Source organism: Bradyrhizobium sp. (genome assembly GCF_027307225.1).
Classification (GTDB): Bacteria; Pseudomonadota; Alphaproteobacteria; order Rhizobiales; family Xanthobacteraceae; genus Bradyrhizobium.
Window position 1 is genome coordinate 1 of record NZ_DAHUXJ010000015.1, and the last position, 22983, is coordinate 22983.

The 22983-nt window shown below is 60.6% G+C and carries 21 protein-coding genes and 1 pseudogene; 13 read left to right on the forward strand and 9 right to left on the reverse strand.

Annotation, left to right across the window (positions count from 1 at the left end; all coding sequences use genetic code 11):
- The coding region (locus tag M6D32_RS02105) for a hypothetical protein (RefSeq protein ID WP_298252887.1) at positions 1-345 on the forward strand (345 nt) is incomplete at its 5' end.
- Positions 346-472: 127 nt separating this feature from the next.
- Here M6D32_RS02105 and M6D32_RS02110 read toward each other — a convergent pair.
- Positions 473-2227 (reverse strand): alpha/beta fold hydrolase, encoded by a 1755-nt coding sequence (locus tag M6D32_RS02110; RefSeq protein ID WP_298252889.1) that lies wholly within the window; start codon positions 2225-2227, stop codon positions 473-475.
- Between the two features lie 120 nt (positions 2228-2347).
- Here M6D32_RS02110 and mgtA point away from each other — a divergent pair, with 120 nt between their 5' ends.
- Positions 2348-5110 carry a magnesium-translocating P-type ATPase gene (mgtA, locus tag M6D32_RS02115; protein ID WP_298252891.1) on the forward strand — a complete coding sequence of 921 codons (2763 nt, stop codon included), beginning with the start codon at positions 2348-2350 and terminating at the stop codon, positions 5108-5110.
- A gap of 101 nt (positions 5111-5211) precedes the next feature.
- On the opposite strand, the gene M6D32_RS02120 is transcribed toward mgtA, so the two are convergent.
- On the reverse strand, positions 5212-5625 hold the full coding sequence (locus M6D32_RS02120) for a hypothetical protein (RefSeq protein WP_298252893.1): 414 nt from the start codon (positions 5623-5625) through the stop codon (positions 5212-5214).
- Between the two features lie 31 nt (positions 5626-5656).
- On the reverse strand, positions 5657-6382 hold the full coding sequence (gene phbB, locus M6D32_RS02125; RefSeq protein ID WP_298253250.1) for an acetoacetyl-CoA reductase: 726 nt from the start codon (positions 6380-6382) through the stop codon (positions 5657-5659).
- 52 nt (positions 6383-6434) lie between these two features.
- Between phbB and M6D32_RS02130 the strand changes: the two genes are divergently transcribed.
- The 3 genes from M6D32_RS02130 to M6D32_RS02140 all read left to right on the forward strand — a co-directional run bounded on the left by M6D32_RS02130 (position 6435) and on the right by M6D32_RS02140 (position 8548).
- Positions 6435-7361, forward strand: a complete 927-nt coding sequence (locus M6D32_RS02130; protein WP_366145802.1) for a universal stress protein — start codon at positions 6435-6437, stop codon at positions 7359-7361.
- An 81-nt stretch (positions 7362-7442) separates the two neighbouring features.
- Positions 7443-7709, forward strand: coding sequence for a cytochrome c (locus tag M6D32_RS02135; RefSeq protein WP_298253254.1), 267 nt, complete (start codon positions 7443-7445; stop codon positions 7707-7709).
- A gap of 86 nt (positions 7710-7795) precedes the next feature.
- Positions 7796-8548 carry a CBS domain-containing protein gene (locus M6D32_RS02140; protein WP_298253256.1) on the forward strand — a complete coding sequence of 251 codons (753 nt, stop codon included), beginning with the start codon at positions 7796-7798 and terminating at the stop codon, positions 8546-8548.
- A gap of 355 nt (positions 8549-8903) precedes the next feature.
- On the opposite strand, the gene M6D32_RS02145 is transcribed toward M6D32_RS02140, so the two are convergent.
- Together M6D32_RS02145 and M6D32_RS02150 are read right to left on the reverse strand one after the other, a co-directional pair.
- A complete protein-coding gene (locus M6D32_RS02145) occupies positions 8904-9101 on the reverse strand; it encodes a hypothetical protein (RefSeq protein ID WP_298252895.1) in 198 nt (65 codons plus the stop codon).
- A 32-nt stretch (positions 9102-9133) separates the two neighbouring features.
- The gene (locus tag M6D32_RS02150) at positions 9134-9811 is read right to left on the reverse strand and encodes a helix-turn-helix domain-containing protein (protein WP_298252897.1); all 678 of its coding nucleotides are present in this window, start codon (positions 9809-9811) and stop codon (positions 9134-9136) included.
- 209 nt (positions 9812-10020) lie between these two features.
- On the opposite strand from M6D32_RS02150, the gene M6D32_RS02155 reads away from it, so the two are divergent.
- Both M6D32_RS02155 and M6D32_RS02160 read left to right on the forward strand, forming a co-directional pair.
- The gene (locus M6D32_RS02155) at positions 10021-10263 is read left to right on the forward strand and encodes a hypothetical protein (protein ID WP_298252899.1); all 243 of its coding nucleotides are present in this window, start codon (positions 10021-10023) and stop codon (positions 10261-10263) included.
- A 15-nt stretch (positions 10264-10278) separates the two neighbouring features.
- Positions 10279-10416 carry a hypothetical protein gene (locus M6D32_RS02160; protein ID WP_298252901.1) on the forward strand — a complete coding sequence of 46 codons (138 nt, stop codon included), beginning with the start codon at positions 10279-10281 and terminating at the stop codon, positions 10414-10416.
- A gap of 77 nt (positions 10417-10493) precedes the next feature.
- Here M6D32_RS02160 and M6D32_RS02165 read toward each other — a convergent pair.
- Both M6D32_RS02165 and M6D32_RS02170 read right to left on the reverse strand, forming a co-directional pair.
- Positions 10494-10842 (reverse strand): annotated as a pseudogene (locus M6D32_RS02165) (copper-translocating P-type ATPase); the annotation flags it as partial.
- A 385-nt stretch (positions 10843-11227) separates the two neighbouring features.
- Complete coding sequence (locus M6D32_RS02170) at positions 11228-11566, reverse strand: anion permease (RefSeq protein ID WP_298252903.1); 339 nt, start codon at positions 11564-11566, stop codon at positions 11228-11230.
- A gap of 324 nt (positions 11567-11890) precedes the next feature.
- On the opposite strand from M6D32_RS02170, the gene M6D32_RS02175 reads away from it, so the two are divergent.
- From M6D32_RS02175 to M6D32_RS02190, 4 genes are all read left to right on the forward strand, one after another.
- Entirely contained in the window at positions 11891-14311 is a 2421-nt protein-coding gene (locus M6D32_RS02175) for a phosphoketolase (protein WP_298252905.1), read from the forward strand.
- A 35-nt stretch (positions 14312-14346) separates the two neighbouring features.
- Positions 14347-15567 carry an acetate/propionate family kinase gene (locus M6D32_RS02180; protein ID WP_298252907.1) on the forward strand — a complete coding sequence of 407 codons (1221 nt, stop codon included), beginning with the start codon at positions 14347-14349 and terminating at the stop codon, positions 15565-15567.
- A 140-nt stretch (positions 15568-15707) separates the two neighbouring features.
- Positions 15708-15920, forward strand: a complete 213-nt coding sequence (locus tag M6D32_RS02185; RefSeq protein WP_366145803.1) for a hypothetical protein — start codon at positions 15708-15710, stop codon at positions 15918-15920.
- Positions 15921-16069: 149 nt separating this feature from the next.
- Complete coding sequence (locus tag M6D32_RS02190) at positions 16070-16678, forward strand: cytochrome b/b6 domain-containing protein (protein WP_298252909.1); 609 nt, start codon at positions 16070-16072, stop codon at positions 16676-16678.
- A gap of 68 nt (positions 16679-16746) precedes the next feature.
- On the opposite strand, the gene M6D32_RS02195 is transcribed toward M6D32_RS02190, so the two are convergent.
- Complete coding sequence (locus M6D32_RS02195; protein WP_298252911.1) at positions 16747-16989, reverse strand: hypothetical protein; 243 nt, start codon at positions 16987-16989, stop codon at positions 16747-16749.
- Between the two features lie 690 nt (positions 16990-17679).
- Entirely contained in the window at positions 17680-18558 is an 879-nt protein-coding gene (locus tag M6D32_RS02200; RefSeq protein WP_298252913.1) for a ferritin family protein, read from the reverse strand.
- Positions 18559-18814: 256 nt separating this feature from the next.
- Here M6D32_RS02200 and M6D32_RS02205 point away from each other — a divergent pair, with 256 nt between their 5' ends.
- Both M6D32_RS02205 and nosZ read left to right on the forward strand, forming a co-directional pair.
- On the forward strand, positions 18815-21040 hold the full coding sequence (locus M6D32_RS02205; RefSeq protein ID WP_298252915.1) for a NosR/NirI family protein: 2226 nt from the start codon (positions 18815-18817) through the stop codon (positions 21038-21040).
- A gap of 16 nt (positions 21041-21056) precedes the next feature.
- Positions 21057-22982: a TAT-dependent nitrous-oxide reductase gene (gene nosZ / locus M6D32_RS02210; protein WP_298252917.1), complete on the forward strand. Its 1926-nt coding sequence runs from the start codon at positions 21057-21059 to the stop codon at positions 22980-22982.
- Position 22983: the final 1 nt, after the last annotated feature.

Consider the following 22983-nt stretch of genomic DNA (forward strand, 5'->3'; position numbering starts at 1 on the left):
AGAGGGCTAACCCGGCAGCAATATCCATGGCATGACCAGGCTGGCGGAACCGTCCACGCTTTCCGGCTCCTCCGAAACTCAACAACGAAGGCGACAGATCACGAGCTACAAAAATACGACATCTTCACCCGCTACGGACAGGCAATGATCTGTCATTTGGCTTTCCCGGATATTGCTCCCTATACTGCTGGAGAAGACGACGCTTCCTCCTGGCGCCGGCAAATAGCGTTCTTGATAACGGCGTCCGCCTGGGGTTTTCGCAATCGTGGCTCGCTGCCCGCCTGTGGAATCGATCGGCTGAAGGTTCTCCCGCGCGCGCTCAAAAGCCGCAAAACCAGGAATTAGGGGCCGGATGCCCGCTGTGCCTCGGCATGCTTTCGAAAGTGGATTTGCACGTCACCACTAGGCGACCTGGCTATAGCAGCTAAGCCGTCCCCAAAAGTGCGCAACGATGTCTCGACTTGGCGACATCTCACGGCTCAAGGACATAGGAACCAGGTGCATCGCTCAGCGGCGTGCCTTTTTGCTCGCTGCCACCCGGCCCTGGCGGCGCGACCGGTTGACCAGAATGCGAAGCCAGGAACCGTGTCCACTCGTTCCACCACGAACCTTCGTGGGACGGCGCGCGCTTGATCCACTCATCCGGGCCGATATAGGGATCATTGGCATTCTTCGTGAGCAGCTGATAGCTATGCCTCTCCTCCGCGGCCGGCGCGACAATGCCGGCATTGTGTCCGCCGCTGGTGAGAACGTAGGTGATATCCGCATTGGCGAGGAAATGGATCTTGTAGGTCGATCTCCAGGGAGCGACATGGTCGCGCTGAGTCCCAACGACAAACATCGGCATATGCAGATCAGAAAGGGCGACCGGTTTACCGTCGACCTGATAGCGGCCTTCGGCGAGATCGTTGTTGAGGAAAAGCCGGCGCAAATAGTCAGAATGCATTCGATAGGGCATGCGAGTGGCGTCCGCATTCCATGACATCAGGTCGTTGGGAGCGGCCCGTTCTCCGACGAGGTAATCCCTAATGACGCGCGACCAAAGCAGATCGTTGGCCCGCAGCATCTGGAAGGCGCCGGCCATCTGTGCGGTCCCCAGAAAGCCGCGCCGCCACATCAGATCCTCCAGGAATGCGACCTGGCTCTCGTTGATGAATAGCGTCAACTCGCCAGCTTCCGTGAAATCCGTCTGAGCGGCGAGCAACGTCACCGACCGCAAACAATCGGGGCGATCCCGGCCCAATCGAGCAGCGGCGATCGATAATAGAGTGCCGCCAAGGCAATAGCCCGTAGCATGAATGGCCTGCCCTGGCATGATCTCGTTGATAGCGCCGATGGCCGCATCCACTCCAAGCTCGCGATAATCCTCAAGGCTGTAATTCCGGAAGTCGGACGTCGGATTCCTCCAGGAGATCATGAATACGGTGAAGCCTTTTTCGACCAGGAAGCGCACCAGCGAGTTGCGTGGCGAAAGGTCGAGAATGTAATATTTCATGATCCAAGCCGGCACGATCAGCACCGGCTCCGGACGGACTGTCTGCGTCGTGGGGGAATACTGGATGAGCTCGATTAGTTCATTGCGATAGACAACCTTGCCGGGCGTGACGGCGACATCCTTGCCGACAACGAATTTCTGACCGCTTCTCAGCTTTCCGCCTGCGAGCAAAGCCTGCCAATCTTCAATCCAGTTATGCAGGCCCGAGACGAAATTGCCGCCGCCTGTCTCCATGATCTTGCGCAACACTTCCGGATTGCTGCCGGTGAAATTCGTCGGCGCCACGGTATCGAGACATTGGCGAAGCACGAAGTCGGCAATCGCCGCATTCGAGTGCGCCAGTCCGTGAATATCGGTCGTGGTGGAATGCCACCATTGTTCGGTCAGCAGGAAGGCCTGTGCCAAAAGGTTGAAGGACGGCAGCTCCCAATCCGAGCCCGTAAAGCGTCGGTCGTTCTCCGACAGCTTGATCAACGACCACGGCTGGAAGGCCGCGTGCCTCGGCACTAAGGCGTCGACAAATTGCATTGCATTCTGCATCGCCTGACCGGCAAGAGCGGCGCGCTTTCCGGGAGATGCCAAAAGATGCAATTGCCAGTCGGCAAAAGCCAATGCCAGCGCGGCTGGCGAGAGCCCGCCCGTGAAGCGCGCCAACGCGGCGTGGAAGGACCTGTCGACGGCGTCGACTGCGGCGGCCGGGTCATGTGCGGCGATTGGCTCCGCCGCGTCCATGGCGGGCAGCTCAACGGGTTCCGTCGGGGAGTTAGCAATTCTTGGCTTAGCGCTGATCGATGCTGAAGGTGTCATGAGCAAGCTCCTACTTGCGGCTTACTGCGCGGCTCAGCCCGCGAATTGCGCTGGATCAATTGCCCGGCGGAGCATAGCCCTGAGCAGGTAGTGAACTGTCCCATCGGCAGCCTTCTTTTTTGGTCGTTTCTCGCCTCCCATCGAGGCGCAGATCATCGGACGAGGACCAGGTTGAGCTGCATCAACCTGCTATTCGAAGCCCGCCCTATGTTCACTCGGTTTCATTCGAGCAACGCAAAGAAGAGAGCGCCTGCGATGATCCAAGATTCTCATACCATCGGGACGTTGCCCGCGGAGTTTTGGCAACTGCCTGAGGACATCCTTTTCTGCAAACTCGACTCTGATACAAACGGACTCTCTCAAAGCGAGGCCGAGAGGCGTCTTGCGATTTTTGGAGCGAACCGCGTTGAAGCCTCCAAGAGCCGGTCGATCCTTGAAAAGATCGGCCGTCGCGTCTTAAATCCACTTGTCGCCATGTTGTTGGTGGCCGCGGCCGTATCCGGACTGAGCGGTGACCTTGGAAGCTTTGTAATCATCGTTGCCGTCCTGTCGTTGTCTCTGACGCTCGACATCGTTCAGGAACATCGCGCCGAGCTCACTGCCGAGGCTTTGCGGGATTCGGTCGCTATTCAGGCCGACGTCGTACGCGACGGCGTCGAGATATCACTACCCGTCAAAGCGCTGGTCCCCGGCGACATTGTCAGGCTCCGCACGGGCGACCTCATACCGGCCGACGGCATCGTCCTTGAATCCCGAGAATTGCAGGTCAACGAGGCCTTGATGACGGGTGAGCCTTTCCCCGCACTCAAGACCAGCGCGCCCTGCTCCTCGAAATCGCCGGCTGAAGCCACGAACGCCCTGTTCGCTGGAACAAGCACGGTCGGTGGGAGCGGCAAGATGTTGATCGCGGAAACCGGAAGCCGCACCCGATTCGGCGCGATCACCGCGGCGCTGGCGGCGAACGCGCCGCCGACTGCTCTTGAACTGGGTGTGCGGCGGCTTGGCCTATTGATTCTTCGGCTTACGCTGCTTCTTACCTTGTTCGTGCTGATGGCTCATCTTGTCGCGCAACGCCCCGCGATGGAATCGTTCCTGTTCGCGGTCGCGCTGGCCGTCGGCCTGACACCGGAGCTGCTGCCGATGGTGATGACGGTGACGCTGGCGCGCGGAGCACTGCGCATGGCGGCCCGAAAGGTGATCGTCAAGCGGCTGTCCGCGATTCACGACCTCGGCGCCATGGACACGCTTTGCGTCGACAAGACCGGTACGCTCACAGAAGCCAGGATCACGCTGGCAGCGCATGTCGATTCCGAGGGGCGTGATAGCGATCCTGTTCTCAGTCTTGCGTACATGAACAGCACGTTCCAGGCCGGCTTCAGAAGTCCCCTGGATGAAGCGATACTCGCGGCGAGCCATGATGGCGTCGATAATTGGGTACGGCTCTCGGAAGTGCCCTTTGACTTCGAACGACGTTGCCTGTCAGTGCTCGCCGCACGCAACTGCGAACACGTCCTGATCTCAAAAGGGGCCCCTGAATCCATTCTCGCGCGGTGTGCCGCTGTTGAAATCGACGGGCTCGCCCATCCGTTCGATGAAGCCTGGCAACAAAAGCTGACAGCCATACAGGATCGCTACGCGCGCGACGGCTTCCGCCTGCTCGCGGTTGCGACGAGATTGATGCCCCCGGCGCAAGAGACGGTTGCCGTCGGCGATGAGGTTGATCTTACACTGATTGGCTTCTGTGTCTTCGCCGATCCGCCGAAGCAGGATGCGGCTGACGCCATCGCGAGCCTCGCCTCGCTAGGTGTGAGGATAAAGATCCTCTCGGGGGACCACGCTGCGGTGGTTGCCCATGTTGCGGGATCAGTCGGGCTTCCATCAGATCGTATCATGACCGGCAGCGACATTTCCGAACTCACAGATGCTGCACTCGCTGCACAGGTCGATGATATCGATCTTTTTGCGCGTATCGATCCCGATCAAAAGCGACGGATCATCACGGCACTCCGCCATCGCAACCACGTGGTGGGCTTCATGGGAGACGGCGTCAACGATGCGCCGGCCATCCATACAGCCCATGTCGGCATCTCCGTCACCGGTGCAACCGAAGTCGCGCGCGCTGCCGCCGATATGATCCTGCTGGCCCCCGATCTTTCGGTGTTGGCAGCCGGAGTACGCGAGGGCCGGCGAACATTTGCGAATATCCTGAAATATGTCCGCATGGGAACGAGCTCGAATTTTGGCAACATGCTCTCGATGGCCCTGGCATCGATCGTACTGCCGTTCCTACCGCTCCTGCCCTTGCAGATTCTTCTGAACAATCTGCTTTACGATCTTTCGGAAGTGGGCATCCCCTTCGATGAAGTCGACCAGGAGGACGTCGAGCGGCCTCAGGCTTGGGATATGCGAGGCATTCTTCGCTTTACCATCCTCATGGGCGCGGTCTCATCGCTGTTCGACGCCATCACGTTCGTGGTCCTTCTTAAGGTCTTCCACGCAGAGGCGACACTGTTTCAAACAGGCTGGTTTGTTGAATCGATCGCCACCCAAATCCTGGTCATTTTCCTGATCCGCTCGCGCCGGATGCCGTGGCGCGCGAACCGGCCGCACGCCACACTGATCGCCACCTCGCTGGGCGCCCTGGCCGCCGGAGTGGCACTTGCGCTCGGTCCGTGGGGACGATTGTTCGGCTTTACAACGCCTCCCATGACACTGATGGCCACAATTGTGGCTATAACCGCGACTTATCTCGCGGCGGCAGAAGTCGCCAAGCGCGTGGCGGTTCCATATCCGCCGAACCGGACATGAAAGTCAGGGCATACATGCTGGCGTGCGGGCGCGGCCACCGGGCGGCAAAAGGCACGGCTTCAAGCCGCCCACAAGCGATAAAACGTCGCGCTGCCTCGGACTTAGGCTCGATCGACGCTGACTTGATCGATATGAAAATGCTTGCGACCGAGAGCAATGATCTCTGCATCGGTGGGATGATCGCAGGCGTCCAACCGAAGGACCATCTGCGAATAGACAGACTGCAAATGATGCAGCAGAGCCGTTTTTTCCGTGCCCGGTCCCACGATCAGGACCTCCCGACAGAGAGCGACGGCCTTCGCGACCTGCTCAAGGAATGATGGATCTTCCTCTACTCGGCCTGAGCCGACGGTGTTGGCCTTATGGTGAAGGTGCTGCGAAGCAAGGTGAGCATGCACGACGCTTGGGGTGACACCCGTCATTCCCATCGAGAACACCTTTGCAATCAGATGATCAATCCAGATCACCGCCCGGCTATGCGTCTGGCCGACTTGTGTTTCTGCCGAATTCTTCATGTTGTACTCCGGGGTGGCGGCTGGCGCCGACTTAACTCATATACTGGCCGCCGTTGATCGACAGTGTCGATCCCGTGATGAACCCGGCCTCCTCAGCAGCGAGAAACAAGACGACGCGCGCGATCTCTTCGGGCTTGCCGAGCCGGCCGACCGGAATTTGCGGCAGGATGTTCTTCTCCATGACGTCCGGCGGCACGGCATCCAGCATCTCGGTGTGAATGTAGCCCGGGCAGATTGCGTTGACGGTGATTCCCAGACGCGCGGTTTCGAGCGCCAGCGCCTTGGTGAACCCGAGTTCGCCCGCTTTCGCCGCGGAATAATTTGTCTGGCCGAGCTGCCCCCTCTGGCCGTTGATCGATGAGATCGTGATGATGCGGCCGAATTTTCGCGCGCGCATACCTTCGATCACCTGACGACACATGTTGAATAGGCCACTGAGGTTGGTGCGGATGACGGCGTCCCATTGCGTCCTGCTCATCTTGTGGAGCGCAGCATCGCGGACGATGCCGGCGTTGTTCACCAAGATGTCAATCGGCCCGAGCGATGCTTCGACTGCTTGCACACCGCGAGCACAGGCGTCGAAGTCCCCAATGTCCCATTGATGGACATGGATACCAGTTTTGCTCGCGAAGGCCTCCGCCGCCTTGGTGTTGCCGGCGTAGGTCGCGGCGACGGTGTAGCCCGCCATCTGAAGCGCCCGCGAAACCGCGGCGCCGATACCTCTCGTGCCGCCCGTCACCAATGCCACGCGCGCCATATGCATCCCCTCTTTCACCGCAATCAGCGCTGGATCGATATCCGACATCAACTTGGCGAACCTTGACGTGCATCAAACTGGGGAACGACGGCGCGTGCTTTCATCAATCATCTGCTTTCTGCGAAGAAATGGGAGAGCCACGATGTACAAGAATCTGCTGGTCCATATCCCGACCGAGCGCTCCGCGCGCCCTGCGGTCGATGGTTCGATTTCACTCGCCATGTCCTCTGGCGCCCATCTCGACGCCATCGCCATCGGATTTGAACGCGTCAACAACGTCCCCTTTGTCGCGGAGGGCGGTGCGGCCGTCGCTTCGATCATTGAGCTTGAGTATGAACGCGCGATGGAGCGGGCCCAGGGCGCTCTTGAGGTCTTTGAAGTCGAGGCCAAAGGGGCGGAAATTAGCTACAATGCCCGCGCCCTGGTAGGCACTTTGGGCGATGTCGTAGCGACGGTTTCAGCCTCGGCTCGCCTCTATGACTTGATGGTGGTCTCGCAGGGAGAGCCAGATCGGGGCGGCTTCGATAACCAACTACCGCAGGAACTGCTGCTGCAGACTGGCGGACCGCTGCTGGTGTTCCCCTACACCTTTCGTGGCGCGTTCAAGGCGGCGCGCATCGGCATCTGCTGGGATGGCAGCCGCCTTGCCGCTCGCGCGCTACATGACGCGATGCCGCTTCTTGCCCAGGCCGATACTTTGACGGCCATCACATTGAATATTTCGGAAGTGCCAGCGGAGGCTTCGCCGATCCAGCTGGCGAAAAATATGGCGCGCAGCGGATTGCCCGTGAGGACCATCTCCCTGAACGCCGATCGAGGCCAGGTTCAAGCGAGCATCCTGTCGGTCGCGGCTGACGAAAGCCTCGATCTCCTGGTCATGGGCGGATACGGCCATGCCCGCATGCAGGAAACCGTGTTCGGCGGTGTAACGCGCGAAATGTTTCGGAGCATGACGATCCCAGTTCTGATGTCACACTAAGCACGAAGCGACGCCGCTATGTCTCTGATCCGTCAAACTGCTGCTTGCGGGACTGCCATTGCCTTTGCGCTGCTGTCCGGCATGTCGCCGACCACAGCGGCAAATCCCCAGCAGGGCAAGCGCCTCGCGCTGATGTACTGCGCGAGGTGTCATTCCATCGACAAGGCAGGCCCCAGCCCCCTCAAAATCGCCCCGCCCTTCCGGACCCTGCACGAACGCTATCCCGTTGAGACGCTGCAGGAAGCGCTGGCGGAAGGAATCGTCACCGGGCATCCGACCATGCCGCAATTCAGTTTTGATGCCGACCAGGTCGGTGACTTCATCGCCTTCCTGAAATCTTTGGAGTGAGGATCTCCGCGATAATTGAGGCACGTCAAAGCGGAGGTCGCGGGGGTTCCCTATTCTTGTATCAACAAAATCAATGGAGGCATGTCATGCGCGCTCATCAAATCATGACCAAGGACGTCATCACCGTCACGCCGCACACCACGATCGAGGAAGCGGCGAAGATCATGCTACGGACCCACATCAGCGGCCTGCCCGTTTTAACCGATGCCGGTCGGCTTGTCGGGGTCGTCTCGGAAAGCGATTTCCTGCGACGGAGTGAAATCGGCACCGGTCGTAAGCGCCCCTCCTGGCTCCAATTCATCCTGGGCGCGGGAAAGGTGGCGTCGGAATTCGTTCGCGAGCGTGGTCGCAAGGTTGCCGACGTAATGACGCCGGATCCGGTCACAGTCGACGAGGAGACGCCGCTCGAGGACTTGGTTCGCTTGATGGAGAAGAACGACATCAAACGGCTTCCGGTGATGAGCGGCGGAACTCTGAAGGGAATTGTCACGCGTTCGAACCTCCTCCAAGCAGTTGCCAGCATGGCACACGAGATTCCGGATCCTACTGCTAACGACGATCACATTCGTGATCGCATTATCCGTACCGTAAACGGGACCGATTGGCGGCCGATTGGTTTTGAGGTCACGGTCCGCAACGGGATCGTGCATCTGCATGGCATCATCACCACTGATGAGGCCCGTCAGGCCACCATCGTCGCGGCCGAAAACACCGCCGGCGTCAAGGAGGTGCACGACCATCTCTGCTTTGTCGATACCTGGTCCGGCTTTTATGTCGAATCGCCAGAAGACGATGCCAGCGATCGATTGAAGAAGGCCAATCAGGCGTGGGGGCGGTGATGTTAGGATGGATCGTCCGCATCCTTTTCATACTGGCGGCGCCAATAGCGGCGCTGCTGGTATCGCGCGATGAACTGAATTTCGGCTTGGTTCAGACCTTTGTGGCCATGTTTCTGTTGGTTGGCTTCGTCGGCTTGGCTGCGGCATGGTCCGCGCGGGGGCCTCATGCTCGCCCGTGAAGAAAAAGGGCGCATCAAAAATTGACCTGCACAAACATACAAATCGACGTGAGTTCAGTGGTGGGCTCATGAGGCCGATCGACTGACGCCGGCGGCAGTCAGCCGATGATAGCCAAATTGACGATAGGCAAAGTCGAGGCTGGAGGGGCGACGGCCGAACGATCGTCTCAACGCCTTCATCTTGTACCGTCGAATGTCGCTCCGAGCACCCTGCCATCCGTCGGATCGACGAGATGAACGCCGGAGCAGGCCAAGCACGATACGGTTTCATACGTGCCTAGGCCAATTGCCTCCTCGGCAAGCAGCGCCTGAACCTTGCTGCCCGTCCGCGGGCAACTGAACAGGACGGGACGCCAGCGCTGACGGTCAGCCATTATTCACTCCAGGTACGACGGTCGGCGGGTTATTATCCATTGAGCCGATTCAGAGCCGCGTGATTACGGAACACGACGCGTCGCGAACTCTCCAAGGCGATCGTTCCGGACTGCGCCAGTTGAGTGAAAGTCCGCGACACCGTCTCGATCGTGAGGCCGAGATAGTCAGCGATGTCCTGACGCGACATTGGCAGTTCGATGGCCCCTGCGCTGAATTTGCGACCTGCCATCTCGAGCAGGAAACCGGCGACGCGCTCCTCGGCGCTCTTGATCAGCACCAGCGAATGCTCCTGGACGCGCTGCAACTCGCGCACCGTCAGCGTCCATAGCTGCTTCGCCAAATCCTTCTCGTGTTCGGCGCGGGCCATCACCGCGCTCCGCTTGATGACTAGAACCTGTGCATCGCAGATCGCCTCCGCCGACGACAGATGAACGTCGCCGGCTTCGACGCCGAAGACATCGCCGGGTAGATAAAAGGCCCCAATCTGACGGCGACCGTCGTCCAGTGTGCGGTAAGTCCGCACCGCACCGGAGATGACCTGGTAGAGATAGTCCGCCGGCTCATCCTCGCCGTAGATTTCGATGTTCCGCGCAAAGCGCATCGGAGCACCCATCAGGCCCAACGGACCTTCGGGAATCGGCCCCGACCGAACCGGAACGGATAGGCGAGCATGGATCGAGGACTTGGCGGTTGCGGCGGCGGTGAGCATGGCAGAACTCCGGTTTCGATCGTTGATGGGGGTAGTCTGCCCGTTTCCTCAAATTTCGAAATTCGTGTCGTTCCCCTAAGTATAAATCCGGAGGCCCTGCGGAATTTAGGGGTCTTCAGGGCCGATTCATGCGTCCTTGATACAGCTCAAGGCAGCTTGACCAGTTTCGCCCGAATGTCCGCTGGTATTCACGATGACGGATTGCAGCCATGGACCGGGTAATGGCCTTCCTATCGCGCCTCTTGCGCAATGAATGGCGCGATATCGCCAGCGCTCCCTTCGATCGCGAGATCGAGGTTGCCTTCATCGATGAGAATATCAGCGTCTGTGGTGGCTCATGCCTGCGTCATGGTGACGGTTGGCTTGACGCCGAAACGCTGAGGCCGGTCGAAATCGCCGCCACGCATTGGCGCTACCGGCAGCCGGCGATGCTGGCGATGAGTTGCTGTTGAGAGAGGACGCCATTTATGAAGCGGATGGCAATCGTCTGGTTTGTCGAATCTCTGTTCGGCTCGCCCCGCAAGCGTCCTGACTGGACTCTGCTGATGGTTTTCGCGGGGATCGCGATGGCGCTGCTGATGATCGTGCTTCGCTGGGCGCACTAGGCTAGGCAGAGGATTCGTCGACCGGCTCGTCGTCGGCAATAGCCCGCCGCCTTGCCCCGGCTTCTCCTCGATATCCGCACCGGCGCTTTTGCACCGGCCGCGCGGGCGACCGCGGCGCGACAGGATGGCGGCTCGAAAGCGCGACGCGACCCGCCAGATCGAAAACCTCGGCAGGAATCGCCTCCGCTTTGGCGACATCGAAATCCGGCAGGGTCAGCGTGCGAGACTTGTCGAAAATCACTCGGTCGAATGCACCGGAGGCCACTGTCTGCACCGCAAGAATGGCAAGGCCAAGCGCGCAAGGACACGTGATGATCAGCACCGCGATCGCAGGGCGTGGAGCCTCGAGGCACGCTCGGCCAAACGGAGATAGCGCGAACGCCACTGCGCGGCGCTCTCGAGCAGCCGCGATATTTCAGACAGTAAGCCCCTTGTCAGACCTTGGCGGACCAGAGACGCCAATGCGTTGGACTGACCAAGACCCGTTCACGTGTGGAAGCCTTAGCCCACCCACTGGTGGTCCGACGGCAGGCGAAGATCAACGGATGAACACGGTTCCCGTCAATCACCGCAACTTCAAGATCACAGTCATACGGCGCTGTCGAGATATCTTCCCATACTGACGATTCGTCCATCGCTTTAACCTAACAGGCGTCCTTGCCGTGAATCGATCGGTCGGCGCCTCGAACGCGCTACAGTGATGCGCTGAAGTCATAAACGATAGCTGCTAACCACAGTGTTCGATTGACGCAGGTCAACTCTCGACATCAGAATTCATGGAAAATTTTGGTTGGCATATTATCTGGGTTGATCATCGCTGGATCGGCCCACGACAAAGCTCTTCGAGGACCGCGGCGCTGATCGCTCGGCCGCTTCGGATGAAACGCTTTCCTGAAGCGTCCTGATTCCGCGGGCTCTCCTGGTGTGGCTGGCCTAGGGCAGCGGCCACCAGCGTCAGAGCGGTGTTACCAAAGCCGCTCATCGCGGTGGTGAGGCCCTGAACCGTACCGATCGGCATATTGGGATTTGCGATGTTCGGCGATATGCCGAGAAGAAAAGCCATCAACGCAGCAATCACGATGGCGCTAACGGCATAGTCGAGTGCGTCAGTGACCCAGACGACCACCGCGAAGCCGAAGACTGCCAGCATGCGCTGGCCTGCGAAGAAGCACGACGGCCGCTAACATTAATCCCCAATTCGCTCCGATACAGTTCTGCTGCTTGCTCGACGGCACCGAAAGACTGGTTGAGGCGTGGTCTGCGATCGTCATGGTCGTTCCTCCTCTGCAGACAAATCATGCAGAGTTCGCCGACCCGCAATTGCGGTGGATCAATCGAAAAGCACGCCGCAGTGAATTTCGGGGACGCGCTTTTGACCTGGCTCAAGCTATCGTCAAATTCGCATTCTATTTTGGCGTGACGGAACGGATCGTGGGCTTAGGGGTCGTTATCCGTAGCTTCCCAGGAGGTCGGCATGCAGTTGATGACAACCCCAAGCGAGCCCGCACGCGCTGATGACATGGAACTTCTCGACCGTTACTGGCTTGCCGCCAACTATCTCTCCGTCGGACAGATCTATCTACTCGACAATCCGCTGCTGAAAGAGCCGCTTAAGTCCGAACATATCAAGCCCCGCCTGCTTGGGCATTGGGGAACCACGCCGGGGCTCAACTTCATCTATGCCCACCTCAATCGCGCGATCCGGGCTTCTGATCTCAACGTCATATATGTCTGCGGCCCCGGCCATGGCGGCCCCGGCATGGTCGCCAACACCTATCTCGAAGGCACCTACACGGAAGTCTATCCCGACGTAACACGGGATGCGGATGGCTTGCGAAAGCTGTTTCGCCAGTTCTCCTTTCCCGGCGGCATTCCAAGCCATGCGGCGCCGGAAACGCCGGGTTCGATCCACGAGGGCGGCGAGCTCGGCTACGCGCTTGTGCATGCCTACGGCGCCGCGTTTGATAACCCTGATTTGATCGTGGCTTGCGTGGTTGGCGACGGCGAGGCCGAGACGGGCCCACTTGCAGCATCCTGGCATTCCAACAAATTCCTCAATCCCGTCCATGACGGCGCAACGCTGCCGATCCTGCACCTCAACGGATACAAGATCGCCAATCCCACCGTGCTGGGGCGCATGGCCGATGAGGAAATTCGCAGCCTTTTCATCGGCTATGGTTATGAGCCGCTGTTCGTCGAAGGCGATGATCCGCAGGTTATGCATCGGCTAATGGCCGATGCGCTGGACGTGGCGCTTGCCAGCATCCGCTCGATCCAACAAAGCGCGCGTAACCAGTCTGCCGGCTTCCACCGGCCGAAATGGCCCATGATCGTGCTACGGAGCCCAAAAGGCTGGACGGGACCGAAGGAGGTCGACGGGCTGAAAGTCGAAGGATTCTGGCGCGCGCACCAGGTGCCGATTGCCAATCCGCGCGGCAATCCCGATCATTTAAAGCTGCTTGAGCAGTGGATGAGGAGCTACAAGCCCGAAGAGCTATTTGACGCGAGCGGCAGGCTTCTCCCGGAACTGCAGGCGCTTGCGCCAATAGGCAACCACCGGATGGGAGCGAACCCGCACGCCAATGGCGGACTGCTCAAACGCGAGCTCAAACTGCCCGATTTCCGTTCCTATGCTGTCGACGTCCCCTGCCCCGGCGGCGTTGTCGCCGAGGCCACGCGCGAGCTGGGCAAGCTCCTGCGCGAGGTCGTGACGCTCAACGCGGACGCGCGTAACTTCCGCATCATGGGGCCGGACGAAACCTCATCCAACCGGCTGGACGCGGTGTTCGAGGCAACGGACCGCATCTGGATGGAGGGGATCGAGCCATATGACGTCCATCTCGCCCGTGACGGGCGGGTGATGGAGGTGTTGAGCGAGCATCTTTGCCAAGGTTGGCTCGAAGGCTACTTGCTTACGGGCCGGCACGGCTTTTTCTCCTGCTACGAGGCTTTCGTCCATATCGTGGATTCGATGTTCAACCAGCATGCCAAGTGGTTGAAGGTCTCGCGCGCACTATCGTGGCGGCGACCGATCGCCTCGTTCAATTATCTCCTCACCTCGCATGTCTGGCGCCAGGATCACAACGGCTTCAGCCATCAAGATCCCGGCTTTATCGATCTCGTCACCAACAAAAAAGCCGATATCGTCCGCGTCTATCTGCCGCCAGACGCCAACACCCTGCTTTGGGTCGCCGATCATTGCCTGCGCACCTATGACCGCATCAACGTGATCGTCGCAGGCAAGCAGCCCTCGCCGCAATGGCTCTCGATGCGTGAGGCCATCACCCATTGCGAGGCCGGCATCGGCATCTGGAAGTGGGCGGGCACCGAGGTCCCCAATGCCGAGCCCGACGTAGTCTTGGCCTGCGCCGGCGATATTCCGACGCTGGAGACCCTAGCGGCGGTTGATCTGCTGCGAAAGGCGCTGCCGGATTTGAAGATCCGTGTGGTCAACGTCGTCGATCTGATGACGTTGCAGCCGAGGGAGCAGCATCCGCATGGTCTGTCCGATCGCGATTTCGACAGCCTCTTTACCCGCGACAAGCCGGTGATCTTCGCTTATCACGGCTACCCTTATCTGATCCATCGCCTGACCTATAGCCGCACCAACCACGCCGGTATGCATGTGCGCGGCTTTGCGGAGGAAGGTACGACCACTACGCCGTTCGATATGGTCGTATTGAACCAGCTCGACCGTTTCCATCTCGCCATCGAGGCGATCGAGCGCGTTCCCGGGCTCGATATCCCGGCCGCTCACGTCAAGCAGGGCTTTCGCGATGCATTGATCGAGCATTCGCGCTATGTCCGCGAGCACGGCGAGGACATGCCGCAAATCCGCGACTGGGTCTGGTCGAACAGCACAGGCGGAAGAACACCTCGCGAGGCCGGCGACTAAACTGCAATCCTAGCGGCGAACGAGAGAGGCCGCCCATGTCCGAAGCAGTCCTGGTGCTCAACGCCGGTTCCTCCAGCATCAAGCTCGGCCTGTTCGACATTAGCCCGGCCGAACCGACGTTGAGATGCAAGGGCCTGCTGGACGAGCAGGAGAAGACACCGCGTATCGTCGTAACCGATACTTCGGGCAAGCAACTGTTCGAGAAGAGCCGTCCGGCCGATGAGGTAGCAGGCACCGGCCTGCTCGCGGATATATTCGCCTGGATTGAGGATTATCTCGAGGGAGGTAGACTTGCCGCGGTGGGCCATCGCATCGTCCATGGCGGACGCGATTTTACCGGTCCCGTGATGATCGCCGACCAGACACTTGCAGCGCTAGAAGCATTGACGCCGCTTGCTCCCTTGCACCAGCCCCGCTGTCTGGCACCGGTCCGGGCCGTGAAATCCCTGCAGCCAAGCCTGCCGCAAATCGCCAGCTTCGATACGGCCTTCCATCACAGCTTGAGGCCGCCTGCAGGGCGCTTTGCCATCCCCCGGCATTTTGAAGAGCGCGGCATCCGCCGCTACGGTTTTCACGGGCTCTCTTTCGAATACATCGCGAGCCGCCTCGCCGTGCTCGGGTCTGAGTGGATACAAAAACGAACAGTGGTGGCACATCTTGGCAATGGCGCGAGCCTCTGCGCTATGCATGAGGGAAAGAGCCTCGACACTAGCATGGGGCTGACCCCGCTCGACGGCCTCGTGATGGGAACGCGTTGCGGGACGATCGATCCCGGCGTGCTACTATATCTGATGCAGGAAGAGGGGATGTCGGCCAACGAGGTACAGCATCTGCTGTACGAAAAGTCCGGCCTGCTTGGCGTCTCTGGCGTGTCGGCCGACATGCGCGCATTGCTGGCAAGCCGGGAGGCGGCTGCCCGTGAGGCTATCGATCTCTTCACCTTCCGCGCCGCCGCGGACGTCGCTGTGATGGCCAACACGCTCGGCGGATTGGACGGCTTGGTATTCACCGGCGGCATTGGCGAGCATGCCGCCGAGATCAGGCAGCAGATCTGCGATCGCCTTGCTTGGCTCGGTGTCGGCCTTAACGCAGCGGCCAATGCAAGGGGACAGTGGAGTATCGCAGCGCCGGACAGCAAGGTAGTCGTTCTGGTCATAGCCACCAGCGAGGAGACGACGATTGCACGGCACTGCCGCGCGCTACTTAATTCAAGAACTTCGTCCGGTTCAGAGCCGCTGCCTGCGGTTGACCGTTAGCGACCGGCGGGCGCAAGACGGCGATTTCCGCAAATTGCTCTGGATCAAGAGCTTTCGACAAAGCTTCTCGTATGGATGAGATTGAACACACGCGGGGCTTCTGGCCCGACGAATCGCTTGGACACTTTTGGAGGCCGACGATGCGGACCTATTACTTTGACACAAAGGACGGCTTTCCTGTGCGCGACAACAAGGGGATGGACTTTACGAGAGCCTCTGAGGCCATTAAGCACAGCAAAAGGCTGGCCGCGGGCAAGCGGAAAAGCGCGACCGCAACCTCACTATCGTCGTTACCGATGGATCAGGAACGGAAATTCATCGAGAGCCCGGTATACGTCGCCGGCGCCGGTTAGATTGATTCCCATCTCCGTATCTCCCCTTAGGGAACCGACCCGAATTTCTCTTCTGCCCCGCAATTGCTATCAAAGCTATCTTTTCAGCGCACCAAACGTGGTGACGACGGTCGGTCTCGGTTTATTCGTCGATCCGATTGCACCGGTTGTTGACGCACATCAACGACCTGGGCGGGTTGTTTCTTTATTTGATCTCACGCATGCCGCGGAGAAGAAACATGGAAATGCAATGCAGCGATGCACGTGACGAAAGCTACGACCGGACGACGATTTGGCTACACTGGGCAACGGTCGGCTTGATCGCTGTTCTGTGGGTGATTGGCCAGACCGCCGACTGGGTGCCGCGCGGCCCGTTTCGCACCGGCGCATGGTCGGTGCATGTGGTGCTCGGCTTTATCACAGGCTTCGTGCTTCTGACGCGGGTCGCTTGGCGCGCGCATTTTGGGCGCGACCTGCCGCCCATTGATACAGGCGCCTTGCACGCGGTTGCAAAGGCGACGCATTATCTGCTCTATGGTCTGCTTGCCACCGTCGTCCTGCTGGGCCTCATTGACGCGTCGTATCGCGGCTTCAATCTGTTCGGGGTGTGGTCCGTGCCGCAGTTCGGGATGAGTGATGCTGCGACTCGGCGCAGTATCAATGAATGGCACGAGCTCGCGGCTAATTTGACTGCCTTAGTCGCTCTCGCGCATGCGGCGGCAGCCCTCGTACATCAATACGTGTGGAGGGACCACCTGCTTGAGCGTATGATGCCGTGATGTTGCGGACTGACGGCCTCTCTCGCGCGTGGCGTCACTTGCCCAGCCCCTTCACGCGAGCGAGCGCGTCAGCATATGAAGCTACCAGACAAGACACGCCCGATCGAGGAACCGCAAAAGCCGAAGCCGTCGCACCTTCGCAGAAGGTCTGTGGGAAATCCGTCAAGAAGCTCCGCCAGCACCTCCATTAAGGGCGGCACGAGCGCAACGTGGACGTCCTCGGCTTCCGAAAGCTCCGGCGAGGAGTCATCGAGCCGATGCTGCACGCTCATCCCCGTGCGTGGGCACTTGAAAACGATCTGGCGCTGCATGCTTCTCTATATGCTCCGGAATGCGCCTCGGCGAAATTCCGGATAGCTACTTAAGGGCCTCGCCCGACCTTTGAGATGGGTCAAGGCGGAGCGCACGAAGCGGCCTTATGATTTCGCTCGCATCGGGTGGCTTGGCCCCGATGCCGCGACGAGGCGGAGCCCGGACTCCTAGGCACTTCAGGCGCCGCTTCGTGCTAGGGCTCAAGCGACCGCGACCAAGGGGCCGGCTCCGGAGAGCAGCCCCGCCGACGAGTTCGATGGAATGAAAGTCGGAACCGCGGGTTGCTCGTTGTAGCCTTTGGATAACGGACTCAAGCGAACGATCGGCCTCGGCGATCCTTTGGAAGCCGGGGCTGATTTGCAGTCGGCTCCACCAGATCGACAAGGAGGGCCAGAATTCCGTCAAGGTTCACGCCGAAGATCTGACCGCGGTCAGTGCGCTACGCGCTGGACACCACCCGCGCCACGATCGTTTGCCCTTTCCAAGACGAGGTGATCATCCGCGTGTGCGATGACGCCGGCGAGAGCCATGTTCGAACGCGCCAAGAGAGTCGCAGGAGCGATGGAAGGCCGTGGGAAGGAAAAGCTCTCACGGAAGAGTTCGGCCGACAACTCGGCGCCGCCGCCGACACCTACTGCCCACGCTGCAGTCGGATCGATCCGGATACCTGAGGATGCGGCCGCCGGATTTCACCCGGCGGCGAGCGAGCGCAGCCAGGCAAGCCTGGCGATGGCTTTCGCGGCCAGCTCCTGAAGCGCATCCACGCGGGTCTCGTCGTTGGAAGCCTCCGCACCTTCGAGATAGGCGTCCGCCAGCGCCTCTGCGATCGCCTGCGCGTCCCGTTGCTCAAGCGCGCGCGGGAAGCTTCCGAAATCGCCGGCTTGTTCCGCCATCCCCATCGTCTGATCGAGCAATTCCTTCGCGCGGACGGCAGCAGGTCCCGCCAGGCGACGCTCGATATCCGCGAGCTGCGCAGCAAGTTGAAGCTCGAGCCTCCGCGCATCCACCCGGGACTGCGGCGCCCCACTGGGGCCCTCTCCGCTTCTCTGATCGTGCTCGCGATGGTAGGCGCGACGCCTTTCCTTCCGCAGCGTGGCGACGTGGCCGAGTTCCTCCTTTGCCATCGTCTCGGAGGCCTTCTTGATTTCTGGATCCTTGGAGTAGGCCGCCAAGTAGGACCAGAATGCGAAGGCCCGCTCCTCGTTGCGGACGGCCATGGCGAGCGCGCGGTACGGCGTCATCAGTCCTGAGGTCTTCACCTCGGTCGCAGTGTTCTCGTCGAAGGTTTCGGGTCCTTCCCACCGCACTAATGCTGAATCCGGCGCCTTGCCACGCCGCGATTGCGACCATCTTGCCACGCTTTCGACATGTTCGCGCTCGGCCGCCGCGAGTTGGGTGAATACGCTCGCCAGATCGTCCTTGTTCTGTCGTCGCATCTCTTCGGCGAGTTCGCCATATCTGTTCGCCGCCTCATTCTCCATGGCGTGCGCAAGCGCGAACAATTCGTCCAGCGAGCGGAGTGTACCCGCCGGCTCTGATTTCAGGAGCGACGCTCGCAGCAACGGCATGACACGAAACCGAGCAATGATGAACGCGATGAGTTTCCTTATACGACGTTTATTTGAGGTTGACAGCCGGGAAACTCGGGTTGAATTTGCGCTAGGTCAACGACGACTGCAGCCAATAAGCCGATCCACGCAACGCGCGACCCGGTTGGTCGCGCCAATGGCATTTGGGGCTCTCATGAGTTGGTCGTCGCCTTATACACCCGACCTGCGAAGGCGACTGGCAAAGGCGTTGGTTGCCTTGGCGCTTTTTTGCGTCATGGCGTGGGCAGACGCAGCGCAAGCTGCCAGCGATCTGAAAACGTACCTTCCGAAGATCGCGCCTGCCGACTTCTTTCCCGGAGCGGATCGCTTCGGACCGCCGCAGGGCGATCCGCCCATCGCACCGGTCTATCGCGGCGACCAGTTGCAGGGCTTCGTCTACCTCAACTCCGATCTTGCGAACGCCATCGGGTACTCGGGCAAGCCGATACACATCCTTGTGGGGATCGATCCGAAGGGCATCGTCAAGAGCTTCAAGCTCGTGGATCATCACGAGCCGATCGTGCTGATCGGAATCCCGGAGCCACGCATCGTCGGCGCCGTCAATTCGCTGATCGGCAAGGACATGAAGCCGGTCGCTCAGGGCACCCAGAATCCACCCCAGGTCAACATCGTCAGCGGCGCGACCGTGACCGTGCTTGTGATGAGCGACAGCATCGTGCGCTCGGCCGTCCGCCTGATCCGCACGGGGCGGATCGGCGGAGGACAGGCCGCCATGGCCACGGCTGCGATGCCGCCCGTCACCAAGACCATCGATCTCGAGCACAGCGAAATCAAGGACTGGACGAGCCTCGTCGGCGACGGCTCGGTGCGCCGCCTTCACCTGACCATCGGGGACGTCAACGACGCCTTCGCCAAGGCCGGCAACACGGCCGCGGCCCAAAATCCGGAGCCAGGCGATGCCGGCGACACGTTCGTCGACCTCTACGTCGCGCTCGTCACTGCGCCGACCATCGGCCGCAGTTTGCTGGGCGACGACGGTTATCAGCGTCTCAAGGACAGCCTGAAGCCGGGACAGCAGGCCATCGTCGTTGCCGGCAATGGCGCTTATTCCTTCAAGGGCTCGGCCTACGTGCGCGGCGGCATCTTCGATCGTATCGAGATCCTGCAGGAGGGAAACAGCACCCGCTTTCGCGACCGGAATCACACCCGCCTCGGCGACCTTCACGCCGCTGGCGCTCCCGAATTCAAGGAAATCGGCCTGTTCGTCACCCCACCCGAGTTCACGCTCGATCCGACGCAGCCATGGCAATTGCAGCTCTTGGTGCAACGCGCCACCGGCGCACGCGACAAGGCCTTCCTGACCTTTGACGTCGATTACACTTTGCCGGACCAGTATCTGAAGCGCGAGCAGCAGGCGGTGACGGTGGCGGCCAACGCGCCGGCCCCAGCAGCGCAAGCCCCCGCTGCGGCTCCGCAGGAGCCGACCGCCGAGGGCGAAGAGGCGCTCTGGATGCGGATGTGGCGCGCGCAGACGGTCAAGATCGGCATCGTCGCGCTGGCGCTGGCGGCGCTGACGGCGATCTTCTTCTTCCAGAACCTCCTGGTGCGCAGACCCGTGTTGTACACATGGGTGCGGCGGGCCTACCTGCTGTTCGTATTGGTCTGGCTCGGCTGGTACGCCAACGCGCAGCTCTCGGTCGTGAACGTGGTGACTTTCACCAACGCCTTGATCACCGGCTTCCACTGGGAGTTCTTCCTCGCAGCCCCCCTGATCTTCGTGTTGTGGGGAGCGATCGCAGCGGGGCTACTGTTCTGGGGGCGGGGACCGTTCTGCGGCTGGCTGTGTCCGTTCGGCGCGCTGCAGGAGCTGACGAACACGGTCGCGAAATGGCTCAAGGTGCCGCAGATCACGGTGCCGTGGGGTCTGCATGAGCGGCTGTGGCCGGTCAAGTACATCATCTTCCTCGGGCTGTTCGGGCTCTCGCTCTACTCGGTCGACATGGCCGAGAGGTTCGCGGAGGTCGAACCGTTCAAGACCGCCATCATCCTCAAGTTCTCGCGCACCTGGCCGTTCGTGCTCTATGCCGTCGCGCTGCTGGTGATCGGGCTGTTCGTCGAGCGCTTCTTCTGCCGTTACATGTGTCCGCTCGGCGCGGCGCTCGCGATCCCCGGCCGGATGAGGACCTTCGAATGGCTACGCCGCTGGCAGGAATGCGGCTCTCCCTGTCAGCGCTGCGCCAAGGAATGCCCGGTGCAGTCGATCCATCCCGAGGGTCACATCAACGTCAACGAGTGCATCTACTGCATGCATTGCCAAGAGCTCTACTACGACGACCACCGCTGTCCGCACATGATCCAGGTGCGACTCAAGCGCGAGAAGTTCGCAGCCATGTCGTCGCCTTCGATGCGATCCGGCGGGACCGGCCCGAAGACAGTCATCACCCACGCCGGAAAGCCAATCCCGGCAGGAGTTCCAACCAATCCACCGAGTTCTTCATAACGCCGAGGAGGCAAAAATGGCCCATGAGGACGACAAGAACACGATCAGCCGCCGACAGGTCGTAGGAACAGCAGCGATCGGCGCCGCCGGCATCGCCGGCGGGCTCGGTCTCGGGAAGGCGGTGGCGCCCACCCCCGCCGCGGCCCAGGCGGCGCCTTCCGGCGCCCGGAAGACCGAGGTTGCCCCCGGCGAGCTCGACGAATACTACGTCTTCTTCTCCTCGGGGCAGACCGGCGAGATCCGGATCATCGGCATGCCGTCGATGCGCGAGCTGATGCGAATCCCGGTGTTCAACCGCGACAGCGCGACCGGGTGGGGCCAGACCAACGAGTCGCTGAAGATCCTGGCCGAAGGATTGACGCAGGAGACGCGCGACCGGCTCAAGGGGCGCTTGAACGGTGTCTGGCAGAACGGCGACTGCCACCATCCGCACATGTCGTTCACAGACGGCACCTACGACGGGCGGTATATCTTCATCAACGACAAGGCGAACACGCGCCTCGGCCGTATCCGCACCGACATCATGAAATGCGACAAGATCATCGAGCTGCCGAACCAGTACACGATCCACGGCATGCGGCCGCAGAAATATCCGCGCACCGGATACGTCTTCTGCAACGGCGAGTATGAGGTCCCCCTGCCCAACGACGGCAAGATCCTCGACGACAAGACCAAATACTGGTCGATGTTCTCCGCCGTCGACGGCGACACCATGAAGATCGCCTGGCAGGTGATCGTCGACGGCAACCTCGACAACACCGACGCCGACTATCAGGGCAAGTACGCCTTCTCGACCTGCTACAATTCGGAAAAGGGCGTGACCCTCACCGAGATGACCGCGAGCGAAACGGACTGGATCACCATCTTCAACCTCAAGCGCATCGAGGACGCCGTCAAGAAGGGCGACTTCAAGGAGATGAACGGGGTGCCGGTGATCGACGGCCGGCATGGCTCGCCCTACACCCGCTACGTTCCGATTCCCAACAGCCCGCACGGCATCAACACCGCGCCTGACGGCATCCACGTGGTCGCGAACGGCAAGCTGTCGCCGACGGTCTCGGTCTTCGACGTCCGCAAGTTCGACGATCTGTTCGACGACAAGATCAAGCCGCGCGACACGGTGGTCGCGGAGCCCGAACTGGGCTTGGGGCCGCTGCACACGGCGTTCGACGGCAAGGGCAACGCCTACACGACGCTGTTCCTCGACAGCCAGGTCTGCAAGTGGAACATCGACACGGCCAAGCGCGCCTTCAAGGGCGAGAAGGTCAATCCGATCATCCAGAAGCTCGACGTCCACTACCAACCCGGTCACAACCACTCCTCGATGGGCGAGACCAAGGAGGCGGACGGCAAATGGCTCATTTCGCTCAACAAGTTCTCCAAGGACCGCTTCCTCAACGTCGGTCCGCTCAAGCCGGAAAACGACCAGTTGATCGATATCTCCGGAGACAAAATGGAGCTCGTGCACGACGGTCCGAGCTTCGCCGAGCCGCACGATGCGGTGATCGTTCACCGCTCGAAGCTGGAGGGGAAAATCACAAGCATCTACAAGCGCGACGATCCGATGTTCGCGGACGCGGTCAAGCAGGCCAAGGCCGACGGCGTTACGCTCGAGAGTGATGCCAAGGTGATCCGCGACGGCAAGAAGGTTCGGGTCTATTCGTTCTCCAGCGCGCCCGCCTACGGCCTGGAAAGCTTCACGGTCAAGCAGGGCGACGAGGTGACGGTCTACATCACCAACATCGACGACGTGGAGGACCTCACCCATGGCTTCTGCATCGTGAACTACGGGGTCAACATGGAGATCGGTCCGCAGCAGACCTCCTCGGTAACGTTCATCGCCGACAAGCCGGGCGTCTACTGGTATTTCTGCACCTGGTTCTGCCACGCCATGCACATGGAGATGCGAGGGCGCATGATGGTCGAACCGCAGAACGTCTGAC

What these genes read in the sequence shown, in the direction of transcription:
- M6D32_RS02110 (WP_298252889.1), bottom strand. Translation starts at nt 2,227, where the DNA reads ATGGACGCGGCGGAGCCAATCGCCGCACATGACCCGGCCGCCGCAGTC.
- M6D32_RS02120 (WP_298252893.1), bottom strand. Translation starts at nt 5,625, where the DNA reads ATGAAGAATTCGGCAGAAACACAAGTCGGCCAGACGCATAGCCGGGCG.
- phbB (WP_298253250.1), bottom strand. Translation starts at nt 6,382, where the DNA reads ATGGCGCGCGTGGCATTGGTGACGGGCGGCACGAGAGGTATCGGCGCC.
- M6D32_RS02135 (WP_298253254.1), top strand. Translation starts at nt 7,443, where the DNA reads ATGTCGCCGACCACAGCGGCAAATCCCCAGCAGGGCAAGCGCCTCGCG.
- M6D32_RS02140 (WP_298253256.1), top strand. Translation starts at nt 7,796, where the DNA reads ATGCGCGCTCATCAAATCATGACCAAGGACGTCATCACCGTCACGCCG.
- M6D32_RS02145 (WP_298252895.1), bottom strand. Translation starts at nt 9,101, where the DNA reads ATGGCTGACCGTCAGCGCTGGCGTCCCGTCCTGTTCAGTTGCCCGCGG.
- M6D32_RS02150 (WP_298252897.1), bottom strand. Translation starts at nt 9,811, where the DNA reads ATGCTCACCGCCGCCGCAACCGCCAAGTCCTCGATCCATGCTCGCCTA.
- M6D32_RS02155 (WP_298252899.1), top strand. Translation starts at nt 10,021, where the DNA reads ATGGACCGGGTAATGGCCTTCCTATCGCGCCTCTTGCGCAATGAATGG.
- M6D32_RS02160 (WP_298252901.1), top strand. Translation starts at nt 10,279, where the DNA reads ATGAAGCGGATGGCAATCGTCTGGTTTGTCGAATCTCTGTTCGGCTCG.
- M6D32_RS02170 (WP_298252903.1), bottom strand. Translation starts at nt 11,566, where the DNA reads ATGCTGGCAGTCTTCGGCTTCGCGGTGGTCGTCTGGGTCACTGACGCA.
- M6D32_RS02175 (WP_298252905.1), top strand. Translation starts at nt 11,891, where the DNA reads ATGCAGTTGATGACAACCCCAAGCGAGCCCGCACGCGCTGATGACATG.
- M6D32_RS02180 (WP_298252907.1), top strand. Translation starts at nt 14,347, where the DNA reads ATGTCCGAAGCAGTCCTGGTGCTCAACGCCGGTTCCTCCAGCATCAAG.
- M6D32_RS02185 (WP_366145803.1), top strand. Translation starts at nt 15,708, where the DNA reads ATGCGGACCTATTACTTTGACACAAAGGACGGCTTTCCTGTGCGCGAC.
- M6D32_RS02195 (WP_298252911.1), bottom strand. Translation starts at nt 16,989, where the DNA reads ATGCAGCGCCAGATCGTTTTCAAGTGCCCACGCACGGGGATGAGCGTG.
- M6D32_RS02200 (WP_298252913.1), bottom strand. Translation starts at nt 18,558, where the DNA reads ATGCCGTTGCTGCGAGCGTCGCTCCTGAAATCAGAGCCGGCGGGTACA.
- M6D32_RS02205 (WP_298252915.1), top strand. Translation starts at nt 18,815, where the DNA reads ATGGCGTGGGCAGACGCAGCGCAAGCTGCCAGCGATCTGAAAACGTAC.
- nosZ (WP_298252917.1), top strand. Translation starts at nt 21,057, where the DNA reads ATGGCCCATGAGGACGACAAGAACACGATCAGCCGCCGACAGGTCGTA.